The organism is Flavobacterium noncentrifugens, from assembly GCF_900100375.1.
Lineage (GTDB): Bacteria > Bacteroidota > Bacteroidia > Flavobacteriales > Flavobacteriaceae > Flavobacterium > Flavobacterium noncentrifugens.
The window spans coordinates 1,039,270-1,063,088 of record NZ_FNEZ01000001.1 but is presented as its reverse complement, the minus strand read 5'-3'; the positions used below and the strand labels follow the sequence as shown (position 1 = coordinate 1,063,088).

The window sequence follows — 23,819 nt, the reverse complement described above, 5'->3', positions numbered from 1 at the left end:
CATGTACTGCGTAAACTGCGCATCCTGCTGCGCATAACTTAACGCTCCTGTAAACATCAAAACGAAAATTAATATTCTTGTTTTCATTAGATTCTTGTTTTTATCCCGGAAGTCCGAAAAATTCCGGGAGTTAGATTTGAGTTAGGTTTATTTTGAAAGGTAGAGGTAGCCTTGTTTATCATAATTTTTACCTACGCTATCGGTATATTTCAAGATGTAGAAATACGTTCCGGCAGGAAGCTCTGATGATTTGCTAAGGGTCGCACGACCTTCTGAAATACCACGGAATACCCTGGTATTGTTGTCATATTGTCTGGTATCGTAAACCAATACGCCCCAACGGTTGTAGATCTCGATGCTGTTTGTAGGATAACACGCTGTCTCCTGAAGGTCTGTGATCACAAAAGTATCGTTCAAACCATCGCCGTTTGGAGAAAAAGCATTGTTGACCACTAAATTTCCACATGGAGAAACGGCACAAAGATTCGAATCCACAGTTACCGCAACCACAAAAGTCTGGGTACAGCTTCCTGAGGCAACCACATACTGGATGTTGTAAACACCATTGGCAAGTCCGAAAGGATTAAACAGCGCAGTAACCGGCGTGTTGTCGCTAAGGCGTGTCCATACACCACTTAATGGCGTACCTGTTGGCAGTTTCAACCCAAGGTTCAGGATCAGTTTATCATCACCGTTACAAGCCTCATCTGCAAGGTTTACAGTTTCCCCGGCAGCGTTTATCACAACGGTTGTTGCCGGCGATTCACAACCAAGGCTGTTGATCACAGAAATGCTATAGGTTGCATTCTGGGCTAAATTGTCAAGGGTATAAGTAGTACCAGTACCTGCGATAGTCATGCTTCCCAGGTTCAAGGTCCAGTTTCCTGATGGCAATCCTGAAAGGACTACGCTTGCTGTGGTAGTTGTACAAGTTGGCTGTGTTGGTGTTGCTGCGATAGGTGCAGTCGGAGCAGCAGTTGCCGAGCTGATCACTACAGCTGTTGAGGCAACAGAAGTACAGGTTGCAGTTCCTACTGTAAAGGTATAAGTTCCAGGGGCCAAATCCGCTATCGTAACAGCTGGCGTTGAACCTGTATAAGTATTGCTAAACGTTCCCGATTGCGTGATCGTCCAGTTGCCTGATGGCAAGCCTGAAAGCACTACGCTTCCCGTTGGAACACTACATGTAGGGTTGATAGGCGTTGCAGCGGTTGGTGCAGATGGAACAACTGGCTGGCTGTTGATTGTTACAGCAAGTGATCCCGGAGAATTACATCCTGCAGCATTGGTCACACTGAAATTATAAGTACCGGCAGCAAGGTTTTCGATAGTATAACTTGCTGTTGCACCTGTATAGACGTTTCCAGAAGTACCCGTTTGCGTAAGCGTCCAGTTTCCTGAAGGAAGTCCTGAAAGTGTTACTGTTCCTGTTGCAGTAGTACAAGTTGGCTGAACAGTTCCATCAACATTAGGCGCAGTTAAGTTACCAGGCTGTGTGTTGATTTGCTGTGCAACAGTTGCTGCTGAAGTACAAGTACCAACAGTTACTGTAAAAGTATAGGTGTTCGGAGCCAATCCTGATACTACATAAATAGCGCCTGTTCCTGATATCGGCCCGTTAGCCGTATTTAATGTCCAGTTTCCTGATGGCAAACCTGTAAGCTCGATGCTACCTGTTGCTGAAGTACATGTTGGCTGCGTTACTGTTCCTACAAGCGGAGCAGCTGGAGCAGCTTCTGTATTGATCTGTTGTGCAACAGATGCTGTTGAAGTACAATCTCCAACAGTTACTGTAAAAGTATAAGTGTTTGGAGCCAATCCAGATACTACATAAGTAGCACCTGTTCCTGATACTGGCCCGTTTGGCGTATTCAATGTCCAGTTTCCTGAAGGCAAACCTGTAAGCTCGATGCTTCCGGTAGCTAAAGTACACGTTGGCTGCGTTACCGTTCCTACAAGCGGAGCAGTCGGAGCAGCTGGTTGTGGATTGATTACTAACGGTATATCCAATGGCAATGAGTTACATCCAAGGCTGTTTGTTACCACAAGATTGTAAGTTCCAGGAGCCAGGTTTACTGTTACGTTAGCAGTACCGTTTCCTGTAAGGCCAATTTCCGCAATGCTCCAGTTTCCTGATGGCAAACCTGAAAGTACTACCGCTGCAGTTGGAACCGTACAAGTTGGCTGTACTACATTTACAACTACTGGTGCAGTTGGGTTTGTTGATGGATTGATTACCACATTCGCTGAAGCGGATGAAGTACAATCGGTATTAACCGTTACAGTATAAGTGTGTGTTCCTGCGGATAAATCGGTAAGCGTCGTGCTTGTTCCTGTTCCTGTTGCAACAACCTCGGTACCATCATTGATTGTCCATGTTCCTGTAGCAGGCAATCCTGACAATACAACAGTTCCACCAGCAACGTTACATGTAGGCTGCGTAATTTCGCCAACAACTGGTGCATTTGGCACATTCGGAATTCCATTGATAGTTACTTCAACAGATGCATTAGACGTACAACCGTCTGCAGTAAAAGTAAAAGTATACATACCCGGAAATAAATTTTGTACGGTAAACGTATTACCTGAATTGCTGTAAGTCGCGCTTACCGTTCCAGTTTGAGTAATTGTCCAGTTTCCTGTTGGCAATCCTGAAATCACAATGCTTCCAGAAGTCAACCTACAAGTTGGCTGTGTCACGTCTCCGATAACCGGAGCCGTAGTTGTTAGATTTCTTACCAATCTTTGGACAACATCGATAAAGTTTTCACAAGCATCAGTTACTCTGTAAGTTCTGATCACCACTTCAGTACAACCTTGAGTTACCGGAGTGCTGTCTGAAATAAATGTTACTGTTGGTGTGCTGCAATTGTCGGCTTCGTTTGTTACTACGGTAACATCTGGCGCAGGCAAACCGTCTACAACCGGCAAATCAGCAGGGTTTGAAGCTGTCGGATTTACCGTATCAGCTGTTCTGATTAAATTTTGGTGCACTTCAATAAAGTTTCCACAATCATCCGCTACTTTATAAGTCCTGATGATCGTTTCTGTACAACCTGTTACTACAGGCGCGCTGTCACTTACAAAAGTTACTGTTGGTACTGCTGTACAATTGTCAGCTTCTCCAGTGACCAACGCAATGTCGGCAGTAGGGAATACTGCATTACAGCCCACCACATTTAAATCTGCTAAAGCATCAGCAGTAGGCTTAACCGTATCGTTGACGTTGATAATCTGCCTGAAAGGCAATACAAGACAACCGCTAGTTACCGTAAATGTTCTTGTTACAACAATAGGGCAAGTTCCCGATTTCACATCCTGGTAAGAAATTGAAAGCACCAATGAAATGTTGGAAATTGTTCCTCCCTGAGCGATAAACTGTGCAGGCGTAATGGAAACCGCTACTTCACTATAAGGCAAAGAGGTAATCGCAGTCGTTGAACAGCCATTTACATTCACCGGAGAAAGCGGAGACGTGATTGTTGGTGTTTGCAACAATGGCGTTACCGTACATTCCGGACAGCTTGCATGAAACAAAGGACTTGAAGAACCAATTGGCGTTGGATCAGATGAATCTTTAGTGATGATAGCATTTTCAGGATCTCTTGCTGTAGCTGTAGCACGGTTGTATACCGCACCTGCATCAATATCAGCCTGGGTAATCGTATAAGTAGCCGTAAAATGCCCGATGCTTGTTGCACCTGGAGCCAATGAAATCGGCGTGCCTGAAACGGTTACCAAAGGATCGGTAACAGTTACTTGTGTTAAAGGTGCTTGTCCTGTATTGGTTACTTTAAAAGTATAATTTACTTTATCGCCAACACTTGCGCGGCAATCTCCATTAGTATCCTGAAAAACACCGTCTTTCAACAATGCAATCCCTGGCGTTAATGGCACTACTACTGCAGTTGCAAAATTGTAAGCCACAAAAGCGATATCGGTAGTTCCTTTAAGGTTGATCACGAAATGGTCGATAGACTGGTAGTTTCCGGCAGTAATACCGAAATCTGCAAAATCTGCAGCCCACAAACGCATTGGTCTTTCTGTATTGACAAATCCAGGAGGAATAATCATGGGATTTGAATTTACTTTATAGAAATCGGCAATCCAGTTTCCTACCGGTGCAAGGTTATTCAATACAATATTCACTGAATTCCCTACGGTGTTTCCGTTGATGTCTTTAAACGAATAAATATCTGTCGCGCCAGAAGGTTGTGCTACCTGTGTAATCAGAATATCCGGAACGCCATCGCCAATTGACAATGGGTTTACTTGAGATACCTGAAAGCTTACATATCCTTGTGGGATGTTTGTCGCACAAGTTCCAATGTTCAAACCCTGTATACCATCTGTAAGATAATAAGCGAGGTTATTTAATGGTGGTGGTATTGATGCGCCGTTGTTTACGCCGTCATACAATTGGCCCACGCCGATAAAAGTTTCGGCAGTTGGGATCCCCGACATATTCTCCATCGGGAGTGCGATAAACTTCTGCGCAGAGAATGCATCTCCATGAGTAGTAAGCAAAGCATCGTTTACGCCTGTCGAATAACGTTGTCCGTTAAATGTAAATGACAACAGGTCATGACTGTTTTGCGGCTTCACCGGATTGAGCAATACGCCAGGGCCACTTTTCCAATAGCCCTGATAATCAGTAACTATTTCTGTGACAGCCTGTGCATGAACATCCTGTGAAGAGAAAACGGCATAAAACAATAATAGAAAAAGAGATGCTCTTTTAAAATTAGTAATAGTGTGTTCCATAATCAATGTTTTAGGTTTATAAAATTGGGTACAATTGAAAAGCATTTTGGGCTTTTCAGGGACGAAAGTATTACAAACATTTTCAGATTCTCAACAAACCCTTAATTTTTAGATTAAATGCGTAATAAAATCGATAAAGACGCTTAATTTGATAGCAAATCAGCTGTCCAGAAGGCGTTTTTAACTTTAGATATCAAAAATCTCCTCATGATTTCATTCGATAAATGCCTTCTGAAGAACATGATATCGATACTTCTTTTTTCTTGGATTTTACTACTCATAATTTGCTGTTTGTTAGGACATAAAAATGCATTTTTTAAAAAAAATTTCATTTCTATGGTTCGAAAGTAAATTTTATTTTTACATTTACAAAAAAAAACATCGATAAAATGCACAATTACTACGACAAAGTGTTCTATTTAACATAAATTGTAGGTGTAAGATTACAAGAATTATTAACATTTTATTGTTTATAAAGTTTCTCAAACCCTTTTAAAGAAGTGCATAAGATTTATTATTGTTTTTAAGCATAAAAATTGGAGAGATACGATTTTATTTTATATTTATAATAGAATACAGCAAGCAATAGTTAAAAATTTCCAAAAAAACAGGACAGGTTTCTATAAAATGCTAACAATATAATAATAGGAAGTTTCTTTCTAAAAAAAGAAACATTCGTTGCGGATAATGCATGCGATTGTGTTTTTAATCGATAAAAACAGCATCAGGCGCGTATTTCGTCGATAAAAATTAACACTTTGACAATTAAATAACATATAAGTTTTCAATACTACCCCATATTGATACTTTTGCAATACCAAATCAAGTTTAACCTAACAATTAAAAAGTTAATTATGAAAACAAAATTATATTTAACGCTGATCTTCCTGATCATGTCTTTAGTAGGACATGCCCAGCCAGGAGAAATTGACAACTCTTTTAATTCGAGTGGAACTGGCGCTTATGGCGGAACAGCTACATTGCCTACAGTTGATGGAAGCCAAGATGGAATTGTTTACAAAACCGATGTATATCCGTCTTCAAGCGTCCATAAAGACAAAATCATGATCATTGGCCGTTTTTCAAGCTATAATGGTGTGCAAAGAAAAAAAATTGCAAGAATTAATGCCGATGGAACATTGGATACTACATTCAACACGCCTTATTTCAGCACCAATCCTGCAAGTGACTATCTGTATTGCGTCAAAGTGCTACCAGACAATAAAATCCTTATCGGGGGAAGCTTCAGCATTGGGGTTTACAGAAACATCGCCCGCCTTAATGAAGATGGAACCATCGACAATACTTTTAATGTAGTGACGCCAGCTACAGCTGTTAGGGGAACGAATGGACCCGTACATGCTATTTGCCTGCAATCCGACAACAGAATTCTTATCGGAGGTGACTATACTACATTTAATTCAGCCGGCAACAGAAGATTGCTCCGATTGAATGCCGATGGTTCATTGGATGCTACATTTAATACGGTCGGAACGCCAAATGGAGAAATCAGGGCAATCGCATTGCAAAAATTAGGAGCCAATGCAAATAAGATTTTAGTTGGTGGATTTTTTGATGGCTGGACAGGACAAGCAGCAAAAGGACATTTAATAAGAGTATTGCCAAATGGTGATTTCGATACAACATTCAATCCTGGTGGAACTGGTGTTACAGGTGGAAGTGCCGTTTTCGACATTATCGTTAAACCGGATTCAGACAGCTTTTTTGCAGTTGGAAAATTCACGGGTTTTAACGGAACATCGCGTAACAGCATTGTTTTCCTTAAAAAAGATGCTGAGCTTTTGATCAACACTGTTGGTACAGGAAATGGTTTTACAATCTTTTCTGCAAAATTCCAACCGGATGGAAAAGTACTTATTGGAGGAAATTTTACTTCTTATGGAGGCGCAACAATTCCAAAAGGGATTACACGTATTAGTGCTACTGATGCGACAAGAGACACTTCTTTCCTTACAGGAGCGGGATTTAACGGCGGTACTGGTGTATATGAAGGGGTTAGCGTAATCAGGGATATCGTATTGCAATCGGATGGTAAAATTATTGTAAGTGGTGACTACACTACTTATGATGCTACGCCACGCCGTATGATTTCACGTATTAAAACCAGGGAATGTCCTTATTCTGCAGTATATGATAATGGTGCCTGGAAAGATGGAATTGCAATTGACGCATCGACTACAAATTACTATATGTCTATCTCCAGCGGAACATATACTGTTCCGACAGGTTCAAATTTCAATGCCTGCGAACTTGAAGTAAAAGATGGTGCTACCCTGATCATTCAACCAAACGCTTCACTAACTGTAAATGGAATTGTCATGAATAATGGAACTTTTACCATTGAAAGTACTGGTAGTTTAGTCCAAATTAAAGAGGATACGAAAAATGCAGATTTAGGTGCAGGAACATTTACTATGAAAAGAGATGTTACGCAATTAAAACCTTTTGATTTCGTCTATTATTCATCACCTGTTGAAGACCAATTGCTTCATGATGTATCTCCATCTACCAGGTTCGACAAGTTCTATAAATTTAACACTTCATCAAATGCATGGCAGGTAATCACTGACGGACTTGAAACCATGGTTGAAGCAAAAGGATACATTGCGCGTGCAGGCACTGTCATTACGGCACCAAACTCAACCTTTAATGCTGCATTCGTTGGAAGGCCGCATAATGGTAAAGTGACCATTCCTATGGTAAGATCGGGAGCTAATGACATGAACCTCGTTGGAAATCCATATCCTTCAGCCATAGATGCAAATTTATTCCTTTCGGAAAGCAGCAGCAACAATGCCAATATTTCACCTATAATTTATTTATGGTCACATGCAACGCCAATTGCAGCAAGTGGGAACTTATATGCTTATTCAAGCAGCGATTACATTGCATACAATAAAGTAGGCGGTGTGATGACAAATCCTACCGGAGTACCTTTTCAGGGTAAAATTGCCGCCGGGCAGGCTTTCTTTGTAAAGGCAGTGAATCCCGTAAATGCCGTGTTTACAAACACCATGCGTCTGACAAACAACAATGCGCAGTTTTACAAAAATGCATCAACCATACAAGACAGCAACAACCGCATCTGGCTTGACCTGACAAATGAACAAGGCGCATTCAAACAAACGCTGATTGGTTTTTCTGAAGGTGCAACAAATGGAATCGACAGGGCTTATGACGGAATCGGAATCAATGGAAACAGTTTTGTGAATTTTTACAGCATAGTCGATTCAAACAAACTTGTAATCCAGGGGCGTGCTTTACCGTTCGACGCCAATCAGGCAGTTCCATTGGGATACAGTACTACGGTAGCCGGAACATTTAAGATTTCGCTTCACCAGTTTGATGGTTTGTTCCAAAACCAAAATGTATATCTTTTAGACAAGCTTACAAATACGGTTCAGGACATCAAGACAAATGGCTATACTTTCAATACAGAAGTTGGAACTTTCGACAACCGTTTTGAACTTAAATTTACAAATGCTGCATTGGGAACCAAAAATGCTGCAATGGCAGATCAATCAGCAGTGGTATTCGCAGAAAACCATACCATCAGTATTCAATCTACAGAATCCATTAATAGTGTTGCTGTTTATGATTTAACCGGAAAACTTTTATATACCAAAAACGGGATTGAGTCAGATTCATTTTCTACCGATGCGATCAACGCAAGCAATCAGGTTTTAATGGTACAGATTACTTTTTCCAACGATGCTACACTTACTAAAAAAGTATTGGTCAACTAAAAAAATTTAACAGTCATAATCAATCCGCTAAGTTATTTAGCGGATTTTTTTTGTTCCGATTTTTTTCAGTTTTACGCATCAATAAAAGAATATTAATCGAGTTCAAGAATCCGTACAGCAACTGTTACGGATTTTTTATGTAGGAAAATCAAACACACCTTCAGAAAATAATCGGCTGAGACCAATGTGATCACCTGCAAATATCAAAATAACCAATTTCATAACAATAATATTAATCCTACAAATTAAAAAAGTTATAAAAAAAACTTAATTGTTTTTATTTGTTCAAAAAGTCTGTGATCCAAGTGTTTAAAGGAAGTTTGAAAAATTACAACGCTTTCGCTCTTTGTAGGAAAAAAAATATAACAAAAAATAAATAGTGCATTTCATCGGATATTTTATACATTTGGTCGATGATTTTAAAGTTCTAATTAAAATCATTAAACCAAACAAACGATCACGCATTTAAAAATGTTCGAAATGAAAAAAATTACCCAAACCCATTTGAACTCCAATTCTTCAAATGAAACAAAAACAACCTCAGCGATTGAAAGAAAATGCAGCGCCATTTTCAACTCTTTCCAACATGCTGTAAAATGGATCGCTGTAGCATTGCTTCTCATCGGAAGTTATACAGATGCATCAGCGCAATGTCCAACACCTCCGGGAGATCCATCCGTTTATGGTGTCGATTCATGGATCGGTTATGTGTATTCTGCAATCGATGCGGCAAATCCGCCTACACATCCGTTTACATCGCCAACGCTTTACAAAGGATATGTGACGCAACCTGAAATTTTTGACCAAAATCTCGGCGCAGGAGCCATTTCAGGCGCCAATGTTTGCGGAACCTATACCGATGGGTTTTCTGTCAGATTCCGCATGACGCGTACATTTCCAGCAGGAAGCTACACGTTTACCATTGGTGGTGACGATGGTGTAAGACTAAGCTTTGACGGCGGGGCAACTTGGGAAATTTCAGATTGGAATTACCACAGTTACCAAACCACTTCTAAAACCATTTACCTCAGCGGAACCAAAAATCTGGTTCTTGAAAATTACGATCAGGGCGGCGATTCAAGGGTGACTTTTACCTACACCGCACTTTGCGATAATATTTCTACTGCGCCAACGACAGTTTCGGCACCAACATCAATTTGCAACGGATCATCGACGACTTTAACGGTTTCTGGTGGAACTGCTTTGTCAGGTTCATATTATGTATGGGGAACCGGAACGACCGTAGGTTTAAATCCTATTGCCGGACAAACCGGTGCATCCATCAGCGTAAGTCCATCAACAACTACCAGCTATTGGGTGAGAAGAAAAGATGCCGCGCCTTGCAACGCCGAAACAAACGGTCTTACAACAAGCGTAACTGTAAATGCAAAATCAACGGCTCCAACCGCTATTACAGGCACAACGACAATTTGTGCCGGAAACAACACGACGCTCACTGCCGCTAACGGAACATTGGCTCCAGGCGCAACTTACGAATGGGGAACAGGAGCTGTCACTACAGCAAATGCCATTTCAGGACAAACTGGTGCATCAATAAACGTTAGCCCGACAGCGACTACAACCTATTGGGTAAGAAGACTCGACACTGGAGGAAGTTGTGCAGGTTATACTGCAGAGGCTTCTGCCGTAGTTACGGTAAACATTCCAGCTGGTGACCAAACGTCTTATGGCAATGGTTCTTGGATCGGATATGTATACGCCAGCACAGAAGCGGCAAGTCCTCCAAGCAATGCTTTTACAACCACTTACCGTGGATATATCACTGAAACGGAAACTTTCAACCACAACTGGGTAGACGCTGGTCCTTCGGGAGGAAATATTTGCGGGAGTTACGTTGATTTATTCGCCGTAAAATTCAAAATGAAGAAAAATTTTCCTGCAGGATGGTACACATTTACTGTTGGTGGAGATGACGGTTACCGTTTGAGCATCGACGGCGGCGCGACTTATCTGGTCAATAATTTCGTAGACCACAGTTATACTTCAAGCGTTTCTAATGCGGTTTATTTAAGCGGCGACGCCAATCTGGTTCTGGATTTTTACGAACGCACGGGTCAGGCACAGGTTTCTTTCGCTTATACCGCTTGTAATAATTATTCGACGGCACCAACAACCATTACAGGAACAACCTTAATTTGTTCAGGAACCAATACAACGCTTGCCGCTTCTGGCGGAAATGCCGCTCCTGGAACTACTTACCAATGGGGAACCGGCAGCACCACTTTATCTACAGGCACTTCAGCGAGTTACACTACAGCAAATCTTACAGGAACTACGACTTATTGGGTAAGAAGGGTTGACCCAACGCCTTGTAACGTTACGACTGATATGATCTATCAGACTGTTACCGTTAACACAAAATCGACAACACCAGCGACTTTAACAGCAAGTCCGAACAATTGTAACAATGTTGCAGGCGGAATTTCACTTACTGCCGGAGGCAACATTATGGGAACCGGAGCAGTGTACCAATGGGGAACTACAAATACCGTTAACAACACAACTGCTTTCCTTTCAGAAACAACCGGAACAATTTCTGTTAACCCAACAGCGACAACCATTTATTGGGTTAGGCGTGTAGACGCTGCGCCATGCAGCACAACCACCGGATCACTTAACATTACTGTTTATCCGGCTTCTATTGCCCCAACATCAATTACGACAACGGCAACGACTGTATGCGCAGGCACGAATCCTGTTATCACGATCAATGGTGGTGCTTTATTTAATGGCGGCTACTATCAATGGGGCTATGGAGCAATTTCTGACGCAAACCAGCTTGGAACTACAACCGGTACCACTTTTACGGTTTATCCGACAGCAACGACAACCTACTGGGTAAGGGCCAAAGACAATGGATCACCGTGTACTACGGTTACAGCCACAGCATCTTTAACAATTACGGTTAACGTAAAATCGACCAATCCGTCATCAATTTCAGCTTCGAGCACTTGCAACAATGTAACAGGCGGTGTTTCACTGACTGCAACCGGAGGAACTGTAGGAACCGGATCGGTTTACCAATGGGGAACTACAAATACTGTAAGCGATGCCAATGCTTTCCTTACAGAATCTACAGGAACAATCACTGTAAATTCAGCTACGCCAACAGTATATTGGGTAAGACGCATTGACGCTACACCATGCAGCACAACGCCAACAGGATCGGTTAATATCACGATATATCCGCCATCGATTGCGCCAACTTCCCTAACTACGCCAGTGACAACGATTTGCGCAGGTACAAATCCGGTGATAACCATTGTTGGAGGTACTTTATTTAATGGCGCTTATTACCAATGGGGTTATGGTGCAGTTTCAGATGCAAACCAACTTGGAACTACAACAGGTACGACTTTTACAGTTTATCCGAGTGCAACAACAACCTATTGGGTAAGGATTAAAGACAACGGATCTCCGTGTTCTAACATTTCGAGTGCTGTATCGTTAGCAATTACAGTAAATGTAAAATCGACAAATCCAACCTCAATTTCAGCAACAAGCACTTGTAACAATGTTGCGGGCGGAGTTCAGATCACTGCAGTTGGAGGAACAATGGGAACAGGAGCAGTTTACCAATGGGGAACTACAAACACTGTAAACGATGCTAATGCTTTCCGTACAGAATCAACAGGAATCATCACTGTAAATCCTACTGCACCAACAGTTTACTGGGTAAGAAGAGTTGATGCCTCTCCATGCAGCACAACACCAACTGGCTCAGTTAACATTACGATATATCCGCCATCCATTGCGCCAACTTCCCTTACAGGAACTGCTGCGGTATGTTCAGCAACAAACCCGGTCTTGACAATTGCCGGCGGTACATTATTTAACGGGGCTTACTACCAATGGGGATCAGGAATAATTTCAGACGCAAACCAGCTTGGAACTACAACAGCAACCACATTTACAGTTTATCCAACAGTTACAACTACTTACTGGGTTAGAATTAAAGATAACGGATCACCATGTGCTACAATATCGGCTGCAGTATCGCTAACTGTAACTGTAACACCGCAAGCTGTTGCCCCGAACGGAGTTTCAGGAACAACAACGATTTGTCGCGGCGCTTCAACAACATTGACTGCAACCGGTGCAACTGGCACTTCATACCAATGGGGAACGGGAACGGTTTCAGATGCCAATGCCGTTGGAACAGGAAATCCAATCACTTTAACTCCTTTAACAACAACAACCTATTGGGTTAGAATGGTACAACAATCGCCTTGTACAGGAAATACTGGAACATATAATGTACAGGTAAATGTAACACAGCCATCTGTTGCACCTACATCAATTACAGTATCCGGAACTGCCGGATGCCCTGGAACGAGCAGAACTTTAACTGCTACAGGATCAACTTTAGCCGGAGGCGCTTCTTACCAATGGGGAACAGGAACCGTTTCTGACGCCAATGCGATTGCAGGAACAGGAAATGCGATCACAGTTACGCCATTTGCAACAACAACTTACTGGGTAAGGATTAAAGATACCGGAATCTGTTCAGCATACACCACTTCAGCCTCGGTTTCAGTTGTGGTAAATGCGCCTGCAGGCGATCCGACAGCATTTGGAAACAATGCATGGAATGTTTATGGCTATTTAAATTCAGATATCACCCTGGCAACAAACGCCTATTTGGGTTATTACATCCAAACAGCAATTACAGGAGCACCACTAACTTTTGATTCATCAACAAGCTGGGGAACAGCGACATCGCCATCAAGTGCTACAGGTTACAGCGGTTGTGCCGTACCCGTTGACAATTTTGTTTTCACAGCAAAACGAAAAGGCTTCCCTTGCGGAACTTATACTTTAAAAATGTTAAACTGGGATGACGTAGCCGAATTGTATGTAGACGGCGTTAGAAAATGGAATTGTGATTCCTATAGCGGCGGCGGCGCATGTGTTGGAGATGTAACGGGAACATTCAACCTCAACGAAAATTCAACCATCGAAATCCGAATTAAAGAGATCGGCGGCAATGCCAATGCAGCGCTTGCCTTAACAAATATCACAATTGCATCAACTGCACCAGCGACAATAGCAGCGACAAACGATACGGTTTGCAGCGGCGGTGCAACTACCATTACGGCAAGCGGAGGAACTGCCGGGACAAATGCAGTATTTGAATGGGGAACAGGAACTGTTGGTGACAACATTATAACAGGTCAAACAGCAGCTTTGATCACTGTGAATCCTACTATTACAACCACTTATTGGGTACGCAGGAAAAACAGTTTCTGCGGAACGACCACAACAGCCATTACCAAACAAATCACCATTACAGGTTCTGTTGCAGGTACAATCAGTACGGCTCCTACCACCATCTGTAAAGGCACAAAACCGAAAGACATTGTATTGACAGGACAAACAGGAAGCGTCATCAAATGGCAAACGGCTACAAACGCAGCGTTCACAACCGGAGTTACAGATATTGCTTCAACAGCAACAACTTTAACATCCGCAGCAATGCAGGCCATTACTGCAACCACTTATTACAGAGCAGTCATCCAAAACGGCGGTTGTTCAGCACAGTTTACCAATGTGCTTCAGATTATAATTCCTGCAGATATCACTTACCAAAATGGTGTTTGGAGCGGAACGCCTGATCAGTATTCAACTGTAACCATCAATAGCAACCTTACATTGACTTCTGACTTGCATGTATGTTCTTGCCAGGTTACAAATGGCGCAGTGGTAACAGTTGGCGTGGGCCAAAACCTGGTCATTATAAACAACCTGACTGTCGATACGCATTTAAATTCTAACATTGTAGTGGAAGACCAGGGAAGCATCGTACAGTTTGAAGACGCAGCCGTTGACATCGGAAGCATTACCGTGAAAAGAAAAACGTCTACGATGAAGGATTTTGATTTCAGCTACTGGTCATCTCCGGTGCAGAACCAAACCTTATTCGACCTTTCGCCATTGACGAGATATGACAAATATTACAGCTTTAACCCAATTACAAATGCGTATGTGATTCACGAAAATGGTGCTGCCATCATGCAACCTGCCACAGGATACCTACTTCGTGCCCCTGCCGGGTGGAGCACCGCAAATGCAACGAACGGCATATATGAAGGCACATTCAAAGGGATTCCAAACAACGGTGTGGTTCCTGTAACGATCAAAAAAGGCGCTGGAACTTTCAACCTGATCGGAAATCCTTATCCATCAGCGATCGATATCGACGCGTTCCTTACCGATCCTGTAAACGCCAGCCTTGTAAACGGAACGATTTACTTATGGACGCACAACACAGCAATTGCCAGTGCCAATGCCGCAGGATTGTATACGTACACTTCTGATGATTATGCGAAATACAACCTTACCGGTGGCGTAAAAACAGGTGCAACTGCTTTAACAGGCGGTGTAAAACCTGACGGGAAAGTAGCTTCAGGACAAGGTTTCTTCATCGAAGCAAAAACCGGCCTTGCAAACGGAAGTTATACTGCAAATTTCAAAAATAACATGCGCGTTGTAGGGCACAACGGTTCATTCTACAAAAACCAAGGGCCTGTAGCACACACCGTAAATGCAATTGAAAAAAGCCGCCTGTGGTTAGACGTTTCAAATTCAGAAGGCGCTTTTAACGAATTGCTCGTGGGATATGTAACTGGTGCAACCAATGAATTTGACGATATGTACGACGGAAAAACAATGGCTGCCGGAAACAAAATTACAGCCTACACGATTTCAGGAAGCGATACCTATGCGATCCAGGGAAGACAACTTCCTTTCAGCGATGACGAGATTATTCCTGTAGGTTATGTATCAACCATTGCAACAAATTTCACGATCCGCCTTGACGAATTTGACGGATTGTTCCAAAGCCAGGACGTTTACCTGATCGACAACCAAGAACACGTGACCCACAATCTGAAAAATTCAGATTATACTTTTGCAACTGCTGCCGGAACGTTCAACACCCGTTTTGAGATCAGGTTCAAAACTGCAACACTGGCTACTGAAAACCATACGGCAAACACAAATGCTGTAGTAATTTCAACCGATGCAAAACAAGTAAAAGTGAATGCTTCAAAAGCAATCGAAACCGTAGAAGTTTATGACTTATTAGGTAGAAGATTGTTCGGCAAAAACAAGATCAACACTTTGGAATTCAAAACTGCCGAACTTACACAAGCTACTCAGGTTTTGGTTGTCAAAGTAAGACTGGAAAACGGTTACGAAACATCGCAAAAAGTGATCATCAAATAACCCCAAAATATTAAACTAAAAACCCGCTTTCATTAAGGAAGCGGGTTTTTTTATGCTTTAGAAATTAAAATGCTGACGGCGTTTCCGCCAAATCCAACGGCATTGATCAATATTTTCCGAATTGGTTTTTCTGATTGTTGCGCTTTCGCGAATGGTACGCCGACGAATTTTTGACGTTGCAGCATCAAAACGGCAAGTTCTACACTCAGCAATCCCGAAGCGCCAAAAGTATGCCCAACTTTCCATTTGTTCGTTGTAAGCAACGGAAGTGCTTCACCGAAGATTTTTCGGATCGCATGGTATTCGGATGCGTCGCCTTTGATCGTTCCCGGCGCGTGCATCACAACCACATCGACTTCCGAAAGTTTGGTGTTTTGCAATGCCATTGCCATGGATTTCTGGAAACAATCGGCTTCCGCAGATATGGATGTGCTGTGTTCCAAAATTTCAGTTGCATAACCGAACCCTTCAATAAATGCCAGCGCATTTGCTTTCTTCCCGATTTCAAGGCAACAAACCGAAGCCGCTTCACCCAAAATCATGGTATTTTGTTTTTTATCAAGGTCAAAAGCGCGGCACGGAAACTCCTGGCTTTCCCTGGCGTAAATTTTCATCGCCTGCATTTGCGCAATCGTAAAATCAGTTAATGGCGCTTCGCTTCCGCCTACAAGAAATTTATCCGACATTCCGGCACGAAGCCACGCGATTCCATTCAGCATTGCATGTAATGCGGTCGAGCACGTGATCGAATGCGATACTTCCGGGCCGGAGCTTTGCAGGTCATGCGCCACCCACGACGAAATATTCCCGAGTGTGGTTGTTGGCGAAGCCAATGTTTGCGCTTTTCCGGTTTCGATAAAATCGGTGAAATGCTTTTCGAACAAATCAGTAGCGCCGCGGGACGAACCCAGATTGATCCCGAAAATATCGGTTTTTTTCCAGCCTGCTTTACGGATCGCTTCGCGCGAAGTGGAAATTGCATACAAGACGGAGTTGTCAAGTGATTTGTATTTGTGATCCGATTGTTTTACTTCCGCAACTTTTTGTTTGGAAGTTTCATCGAGAAAGGCCGCAAACGCTTTTTTTCCGTTGAATTCGTGTTCGGTAAAGCAATGCCCGCCGTTCTGGTAATTGTCCCAGATGGTTTCATCGCTGCTGCCCAATGGCGACACCGATGCTATGGCGGTTATGGAAATGATATCTTGCAATTTGATTGAATGTTGTTGTTAGGAAACTGCCCAGCCCTGATAGTCGTGGAAATCCTTTTTGGTTCCGCTTCTTTAGCGGGCCAAAAAGATTGCAACAGATAGCAGGAACAGCTGCAAAATTAAACTATTTCGAGCGCTTTTGTAATGACTTCATAAACTTTCACAAGCTGTGCGTTTGTCATGATGTAAGGCGGCAAAATGTAAATGATGTTGCCTACAGGCCGCATAATAACGCCGTTTTTGATAAAGAAATTATAGAGTTTGTTGCGCATCGTTCCGTAGTAACTTTCTTCATTTTCAGATTGGATCTCGAGCGCGAAAATCACACCAAGCACGCGCGTTGTCGTCACTCTTGGATGCTTTTTAATTTCCGATTCAAACTTTAAATGGCTTTGATTGATGCGCTCAATATTTTGCTGCATTGCATCCGTTTGAAGCAATTCTATGCTTGCCAAAGCCGCCGCGCAACCCGTTGGATTTGCGGTGAAAGTATGGCCGTGAAATAATGCTTTGTTGATATCATCGCTGTAGAATCCGTCGAACAATTCCTGGGTAAATGTCGTAATTGCCATTGGGATCGTGCCGCCGGTCAGGGCTTTTGAAAGGCACATCATATCAGGTTCCACATTCAAATAATCGCAGGCAAATGTTTTTCCGGTTTTCCCGAATCCGGTCATGACTTCATCAGCAATCGTTAAAATGTTATTTTTTTTGCAAATGGACATTAGTTCGTTTAAAGCTTCTGGTTCGTACATGACCATTCCGGCTGCACCCAAAACCAACGGCTCGAAAATAAATCCGGCGCAATTGTGGTTTTTGATGAGTTGTTCCAAGGCGTCGAAACTCGCTTGCTCCTGCCCTTTCACCGGAACCGGAATCCGCACGACATCGATAAACATGCCTTGGAAAGCTTGTGTGTAAAATGAGATTCCGCTTGCTGCCATTGCCGCAAATGTATCGCCGTGAAATGCATCTTCAAATGCAATAATTGTTTTTCGCGTTTCGCCTTTGTTGTAAAAATATTGTAAAGCGACTTTGATCGCGACTTCTACTGCGGTCGAACCGTTGTCTGAAAAGAAAATTTTCTTTTGGTTTTCAGGCAAGATTTGCATGAGTTTTTCTGCAACCTGAATCGCCGGTTCGTGCGTAAATCCACCAAACAAAACGTGCTCTAAAGTCGTGAGCTGTTTGTAAATCGCGTCGGCAATAAACTTATTACTGTGCCCAAACGGATTCACCCACCATGACGCGATCGCATCGATGTATTCTTTATTGTTTTCATCCCAAAGCAATGCGCCTTCGCCTCTTGAAATGGCAATCGGAATGGCGGCAGTTTTGTGCTGGGTGTATGGATGCCAAAGGTATTTCTGGTCTTTTTCCTGTAATGTTGTCATTTTTATTGGTCTAAATTCAACAGTTTTTCGCGGAACAAATCGGCATATTCTGCGATGACATTTTTATCGAAATACGGTTCTTCTTGAATCCTACCGATCATTTTAACGCCGGTTTTATTGAGGATTAAACTTTCGGTAGCCGGATTTTCATCGCCTGAAAAAATAATTCCGGCGACTTTGATATTCCGGTGCTGCAAGGCTTCGATTGTTAGTAAAGTGTGGTTGATGCTGCCGAGGTAATGCCGTGAAACAACGATCACTTTATAATCAGGCTTGATCAGATCGGCGATGGTTTCGGTTTTGTTTAACGGAACGAATAAGCCTCCGGCACCTTCAATGACGAGATGGTTTTGGGTTTCGGGTTCGGTAATTTTTTGGATATCAATCACAATTCCGTCAATTTCTGCTGCTAGGTGCGGACTTGCAGGCGTATTCAGTGCATAACTGTTCGGATGGATTTTTGTTTTTAAATTGCTGAGGTAACTTTTGATTTTATGGCTGTCGGATTGGTCTAAATCGCCCGCCTGGATGGGCTTCCAGTAATCGGCTTCGAGTGCTTCGGTGACAATCGCAGAGGTTATTGTTTTGCCGACATCGGTCGAAATTCCTGTGATGAAAATTTTCATATAATGTTGCTTTCCACACAAAGATAAACAAGAATTGTAACATTGGCCGAAACAAAACCGGCTTTGCAAAAGCATGTTCGGTTTGATAATAATTTTGGACATTCTAATGCCAAACCTTATAAAATCTGTTAAATGGGCTTACAAATCTTCAAAGGCTTTGAAGCAGCGTTTGAAGCAAATTTGAAATTTGTCCCTGCGTATTGTAACCGTGCAGGCAAATCCGCAATCTTTCCTGCCCTTCGGGAACAGTTGGCGAAAGAATTGCTTTAACGTCAAATCCATGCAATTGCAATGCAGATGCGATGTTTTTAACTTTTTCATTTCCGGGAATGATCGCTGATTGGATCGCCGATTTATTCCTGACAAAAATCGGCTTTAAGCCCAGGCTATTCTTTTGCTGGCTGAAAAACAAAATATTGTCGCGCAACTGTTCTGTCGCAGTATTTTCTTTTACCAATTGTTTGTAGGCGATTAAAATCGAGGCAACCGAATGTGGCGGCAAACCTGTGGTATAAATAAAACTTCGGGCAAAATTTACGAGGAAATCTTTCAGTTCAACCGATCCTAAAACCGCAGCGCCATGGCAGCCCAATCCTTTTCCGAAAGTCATCATTCGCGCAAAAACCTTTTCCTGCAATTGCAGTTCCTGGATCAAACCTTCGCCCTGATTTCCAAAAACACCCAATGCATGTGCTTCGTCAATGACAAGTCGGCAATGGTATTTTTCGGAAAGTGTGGCGAGTTTTTCCAGGTCGGGCGAATCGCCATCCATTGAAAAAACCGATTCGGTGGCAATGTAGATTTCATTTCCTGCCGATTGGTATTTTACAATCAGGCTTTCAAGATTCTCAAGGTCGTTGTGCTCAAATTTATACGATTTGGCATGGCTCATTTTGATGCCGTCGCGAATCGAGGCGTGCGCCAGTTCATCAAATAAAATCAGGTCGTTGCGCTGCGGAACAGAACTGAAAAATCCCACATTCACATCGTAACCAGAATTAAAAATCAGTGCCGTTTCCGATTGGTGAAACTGCGCAATGAAATTTTCGGCTTCGGCATAAAGCAAATGGTTTCCTGAGATTAATCTTGATCCGGTTGCGCCATTTTGCACAAATCCGTTTTCGATCAGATAATGGTGCGTTTCATGAAACAATGCTTCCGATTTGGCAAAGCCAATGTAATCATTCGACGAAAAATCGATCAGGTTGTTGCACACCGGAAGTTGGCGCAAAGCGTTTTGCTGTTTTCGGGTTTCGATTTTTTCGGTAAGTTTTTCAGGAAAAGAATTCATGAATTGGAATGCTAAAGGTTTTAAAATTGGAGCCATCCAATCGTATAAAAATCAAAATTAGCAAAAGTGTCAGGATTAAACGGGTTTGCAAGGGTAAATTATTAAAATGAGAATTGATATTAATAACTGAATAAACTTTAACATTCTTTTCCAAAATTGAGTAGTTTTTGAATTTTCTGGGGTTTATCTTTGAATTAACTAAAATTACTTTAAACTACTACAACAATGAAAAAAAACCTACAATTGCTTTTTGTGGTTTTTTGTACGATTTCTATGGGCTATTCCCAATCGCAGTCGTTATGGAAAACTGTCAAAGAAATAGATTTAAAATCTGCTGAAAAAACACGCCGAAACACTATTCCGCAACAATCAAATATCTTCAGCCTCGACCTTCAGGCTTTCAAAAATGCTTTATCGGGCGCCCCTTTAAGAGGAAATTTACAGGGGAAATCAAACCTGATCATCGAACTTCCAAATGCTTCAGGAAAAATCGAGCATTACCGCGTAGTAGAAACGCCGATTATGGAAACTGCACTTGCAGCCAAATTCCCAATGATCAAATCTTATGCAGCGCAGGGAATTGAAGATCCAACGGCCGTTGCACGTTTTTCTGTAACGCAATTCGGATTGCACAGCATGGTTTTATCGGGCGACAAAAGCACGGTTTTTATCGATCCGTACACATCAGATAAAAAAAATTACATCGTTTACGACAAAGCGTCGCTTGGTGCAGTTCCGAATGATTTTACGTGTTTGACGAGTAGCGAAGCCCATTTGCCAACGCTTGAAAAAGACCGCAAAGCCAATGCAGATAAGGCTTTAAACACCGACGACAAAAAACTGCGAACCTATCGTTTGGCACAATCATGTACCGCAGAATACGGAAATATTTTCGCCGGGACAGGAACCGATCTTGAAAAGAAAGCCAACATCCAGGCACAAATGGCGGTTACAATGACGCGCGTAAATGGCGTTTATGAAAATGACCTTGCCATTACGATGGTTTTTGTGGCCAATAATGATGCGGTCATTTATTATGGAAGTACGTCTGCAGATCCGTGGAGCGGAGAATACAATGTGCAAACCGGAGTGACGATCGATGCCAATATTGGTTTCGAAAATTATGACATCGGACACAATTTCAATACTTCAGGCGGTGGAAATGCGGGCTGTATCGGTTGTGTTTGCAGTCCGGACAGCAATCCGCAAGGCACGCACAAAGGAACAGGAATGACGGGAAGATCAAACCCAACAGGCGATGCTTTTGACATTGATTATGTCGCACATGAAATGGGCCACCAGTTTGGCGGATTCCACATCCAGAGCAGTTCTGGCTGCCGTTCCGGAAGTGGTTTTACAGAAGTCGAGCCGGGTTCGGGTTCATCCATTATGGGTTATGCAGGAATTTGTCCGGCAAACGTGCAAAACAATAGCGATGCTTATTTTGGTTACGTAAACATCCGTGATATTCTGGCGAATGTAAAATCGGGCGTGAGTTCATTTTGCGCTCAGATTACGCCGCTTTCAAATAATGCTCCGACAGCGAATGCCGGAGCCGATTATGTAATTCCAAAATCTACCCCTTTTGTACTCGCGGGAACCGGATCTGATCCAGATGGCGATGCGCTTACGTACAACTGGGAACAAAACGACCCTGAAAATCCGAATACGACTGCAGCGCCAACTGCGACGCGTGCGGCCGGGCCAATGTTTCGTTCGCTTTCGGCGAAAACAACTCCGGTGCGATACATGCCGGCATTGGCAACGATCCTGGCTGGAAATACTTCAAATACCTGGGAAGTTTGTCCGTCCGTTTCAAGAAATTTGAATTTTTCTTTGACGGTCCGCGACAATAAAGCAGGCGGCGGCCAGACTGCTTCCGATTTGATGAAAGTTACCGTAAGCGGAAACGCAGGCCCATTTTTGATGACGGCACCAAATACAAACGTGACCTGGACAGCGGGTACAATTGAAACCGTAACGTGGAATGTGGCCGGAACCGACGCAAATGGCGTGAATGCAAAGTTTGTCGATATTTACCTGTCAACAAATGGTGGAACCGATTTCCCTATTTTATTAGCTAGTAAAGTGCCAAATGATGGCTCTGAACTGGTAACGGTTCCGAATATTGCGGGAACGCAAAACCGTGTAATTGTTCGTGCTTTTGAAAATATTTTCTTTGATGCATCGAATGCCAATTTCACGATTGTCGCACCCGAAGCTACTTTTGCACCAGCGTTTACGGGAGTTGCGGGCCATCAGAACAAAACGATTTGTACCGGTTCAGATGTTTCGTATACATTTGATTATAAAACTTACGGATTTACAGGAGCAACCGCATTTACTGTAACCGGAGCGCCGGAAGGAAGCACGGTTGTGGTTACACCGAGTCCACTGAATGCAGATGGAACAGTAACTTTACAGATCAATACGACCGAAGCGACGGCTCCGGGATTTTATACTTTAGTGGTTACCGCAACTTCAGGAACTACGGTAAAAACCATCAATTATTACCTTGAATTGTTCAATGCCGATTTTGGAAATACCGTTTTGACCACTCCGGCTAACGAAGCACAAAGCCAGGGAACGACTTTGAATTTAGGTTGGGAAGCCAATGAAAATGCGACTTTTTATGATGTTGAGGTGGCGGCGGATGAGGCTTTTACGAATGTGATCGCTTCGGGAACAACGAATACGACTTCGTTTTCAGTTTCGGGACTGGCAGAATTGACGACTTATTACTGGAGAATACTTCCAAAAAACGTGTCGTGTTTTGGCGTCTATACCACGCCATTTGAATTTAAAACCGGGCAGCAGAACTGTACGACTATCGTTTCTCCAAATGCCGCACAGCCCATTTCGGCAAACGGATCACCAACAGTAAACTCTAATCTGAATGTGACAACAAGCGGCGTGATTTCGGATGTGAATTTAACGATGAACATGACGCACACTTACGTAGGCGATTTGACTGCAACGTTGATCAGTCCGGCAGGAACGCAGGTGATTTTATTTAATTCGGCTTGTGACGACGCCAATAATGTGAATGCAACCTTTGATGACGCAGGAATTGCGGTGGTTTGTTCGAATAATCCGGCGATTGAAGGAACGGTTCAGGCTACACAATTGCTTGCTGCTTTTAATGGCGAAAATGCTGCAGGAAACTGGATTTTGAGAATTAAGGACAATTATACCGGCGACGGCGGATCATTGGTGGGCTGGAGTTTGAATTTTTGCGCCGTTGGCCCGGCTTTGGGAATTGCTGAAAATGCGATCCGGAATTTTGTGATTTCTCCGAACCCGAATCATGGCGCGTTCAACATTCAGTTTGACAGCAATGCTGCCGATAAGATTGATGTGGCGGTTTTTGACATTCGCGGAAGACAAATCTTATCAAAATCTTTCCAGAAAACTTCTTTATTTAATGAAAATGTTGCTTTGAAAGCCTCGGCTGGAATTTATTTGGTCACGGTTACCAATGGCGATAAGAAAGAAACGAGAAAGATTGTTGTGGAATAACA

Annotated in this window: 8 protein-coding genes; 3 read left to right on the top strand and 5 right to left on the bottom strand. The window is 42.8% G+C overall.

Annotated elements, in window-relative coordinates:
* Positions 1-147: 147 nt before the first annotated feature.
* Entirely contained in the window at positions 148-4,764 is a 4,617-nt protein-coding gene (locus BLS32_RS04670) for a T9SS type B sorting domain-containing protein (RefSeq protein WP_175453159.1), read from the bottom strand.
* A gap of 854 nt (positions 4,765-5,618) precedes the next feature.
* Between BLS32_RS04670 and BLS32_RS04665 the strand changes: the two genes are divergently transcribed.
* Positions 5,619-8,531, top strand: coding sequence for a T9SS sorting signal type C domain-containing protein (locus BLS32_RS04665; RefSeq protein ID WP_091392296.1), 2,913 nt, complete (start codon positions 5,619-5,621; stop codon positions 8,529-8,531).
* Between the two features lie 480 nt (positions 8,532-9,011).
* A complete protein-coding gene (locus BLS32_RS04660; protein WP_170227525.1) occupies positions 9,012-15,779 on the top strand; it encodes an Ig-like domain-containing protein in 6,768 nt (2,255 codons plus the stop codon).
* 50 nt (positions 15,780-15,829) lie between these two features.
* On the opposite strand, the gene BLS32_RS04655 is transcribed toward BLS32_RS04660, so the two are convergent.
* The 4 genes from BLS32_RS04655 to BLS32_RS04640 form a co-directional block, all read right to left on the bottom strand.
* The gene (locus tag BLS32_RS04655; RefSeq protein WP_091392292.1) at positions 15,830-16,987 is read right to left on the bottom strand and encodes a beta-ketoacyl synthase N-terminal-like domain-containing protein; all 1,158 of its coding nucleotides are present in this window, start codon (positions 16,985-16,987) and stop codon (positions 15,830-15,832) included.
* 119 nt (positions 16,988-17,106) lie between these two features.
* Positions 17,107-18,381, bottom strand: a complete 1,275-nt coding sequence (bioA, locus tag BLS32_RS04650; RefSeq protein ID WP_091392290.1) for an adenosylmethionine--8-amino-7-oxononanoate transaminase — start codon at positions 18,379-18,381, stop codon at positions 17,107-17,109.
* Between the two features lie 2 nt (positions 18,382-18,383).
* Complete coding sequence (gene bioD, locus BLS32_RS04645) at positions 18,384-19,007, bottom strand: dethiobiotin synthase (RefSeq protein WP_091392457.1); 624 nt, start codon at positions 19,005-19,007, stop codon at positions 18,384-18,386.
* Positions 19,008-19,155: 148 nt separating this feature from the next.
* Complete coding sequence (locus BLS32_RS04640) at positions 19,156-20,334, bottom strand: aminotransferase class I/II-fold pyridoxal phosphate-dependent enzyme (RefSeq protein ID WP_371860015.1); 1,179 nt, start codon at positions 20,332-20,334, stop codon at positions 19,156-19,158.
* A gap of 189 nt (positions 20,335-20,523) precedes the next feature.
* Between BLS32_RS04640 and BLS32_RS04635 the strand changes: the two genes are divergently transcribed.
* Positions 20,524-23,817, top strand: coding sequence for a zinc-dependent metalloprotease (locus BLS32_RS04635; protein ID WP_091392288.1), 3,294 nt, complete (start codon positions 20,524-20,526; stop codon positions 23,815-23,817).
* The last annotated feature ends 2 nt before the right edge of the window (positions 23,818-23,819 follow it).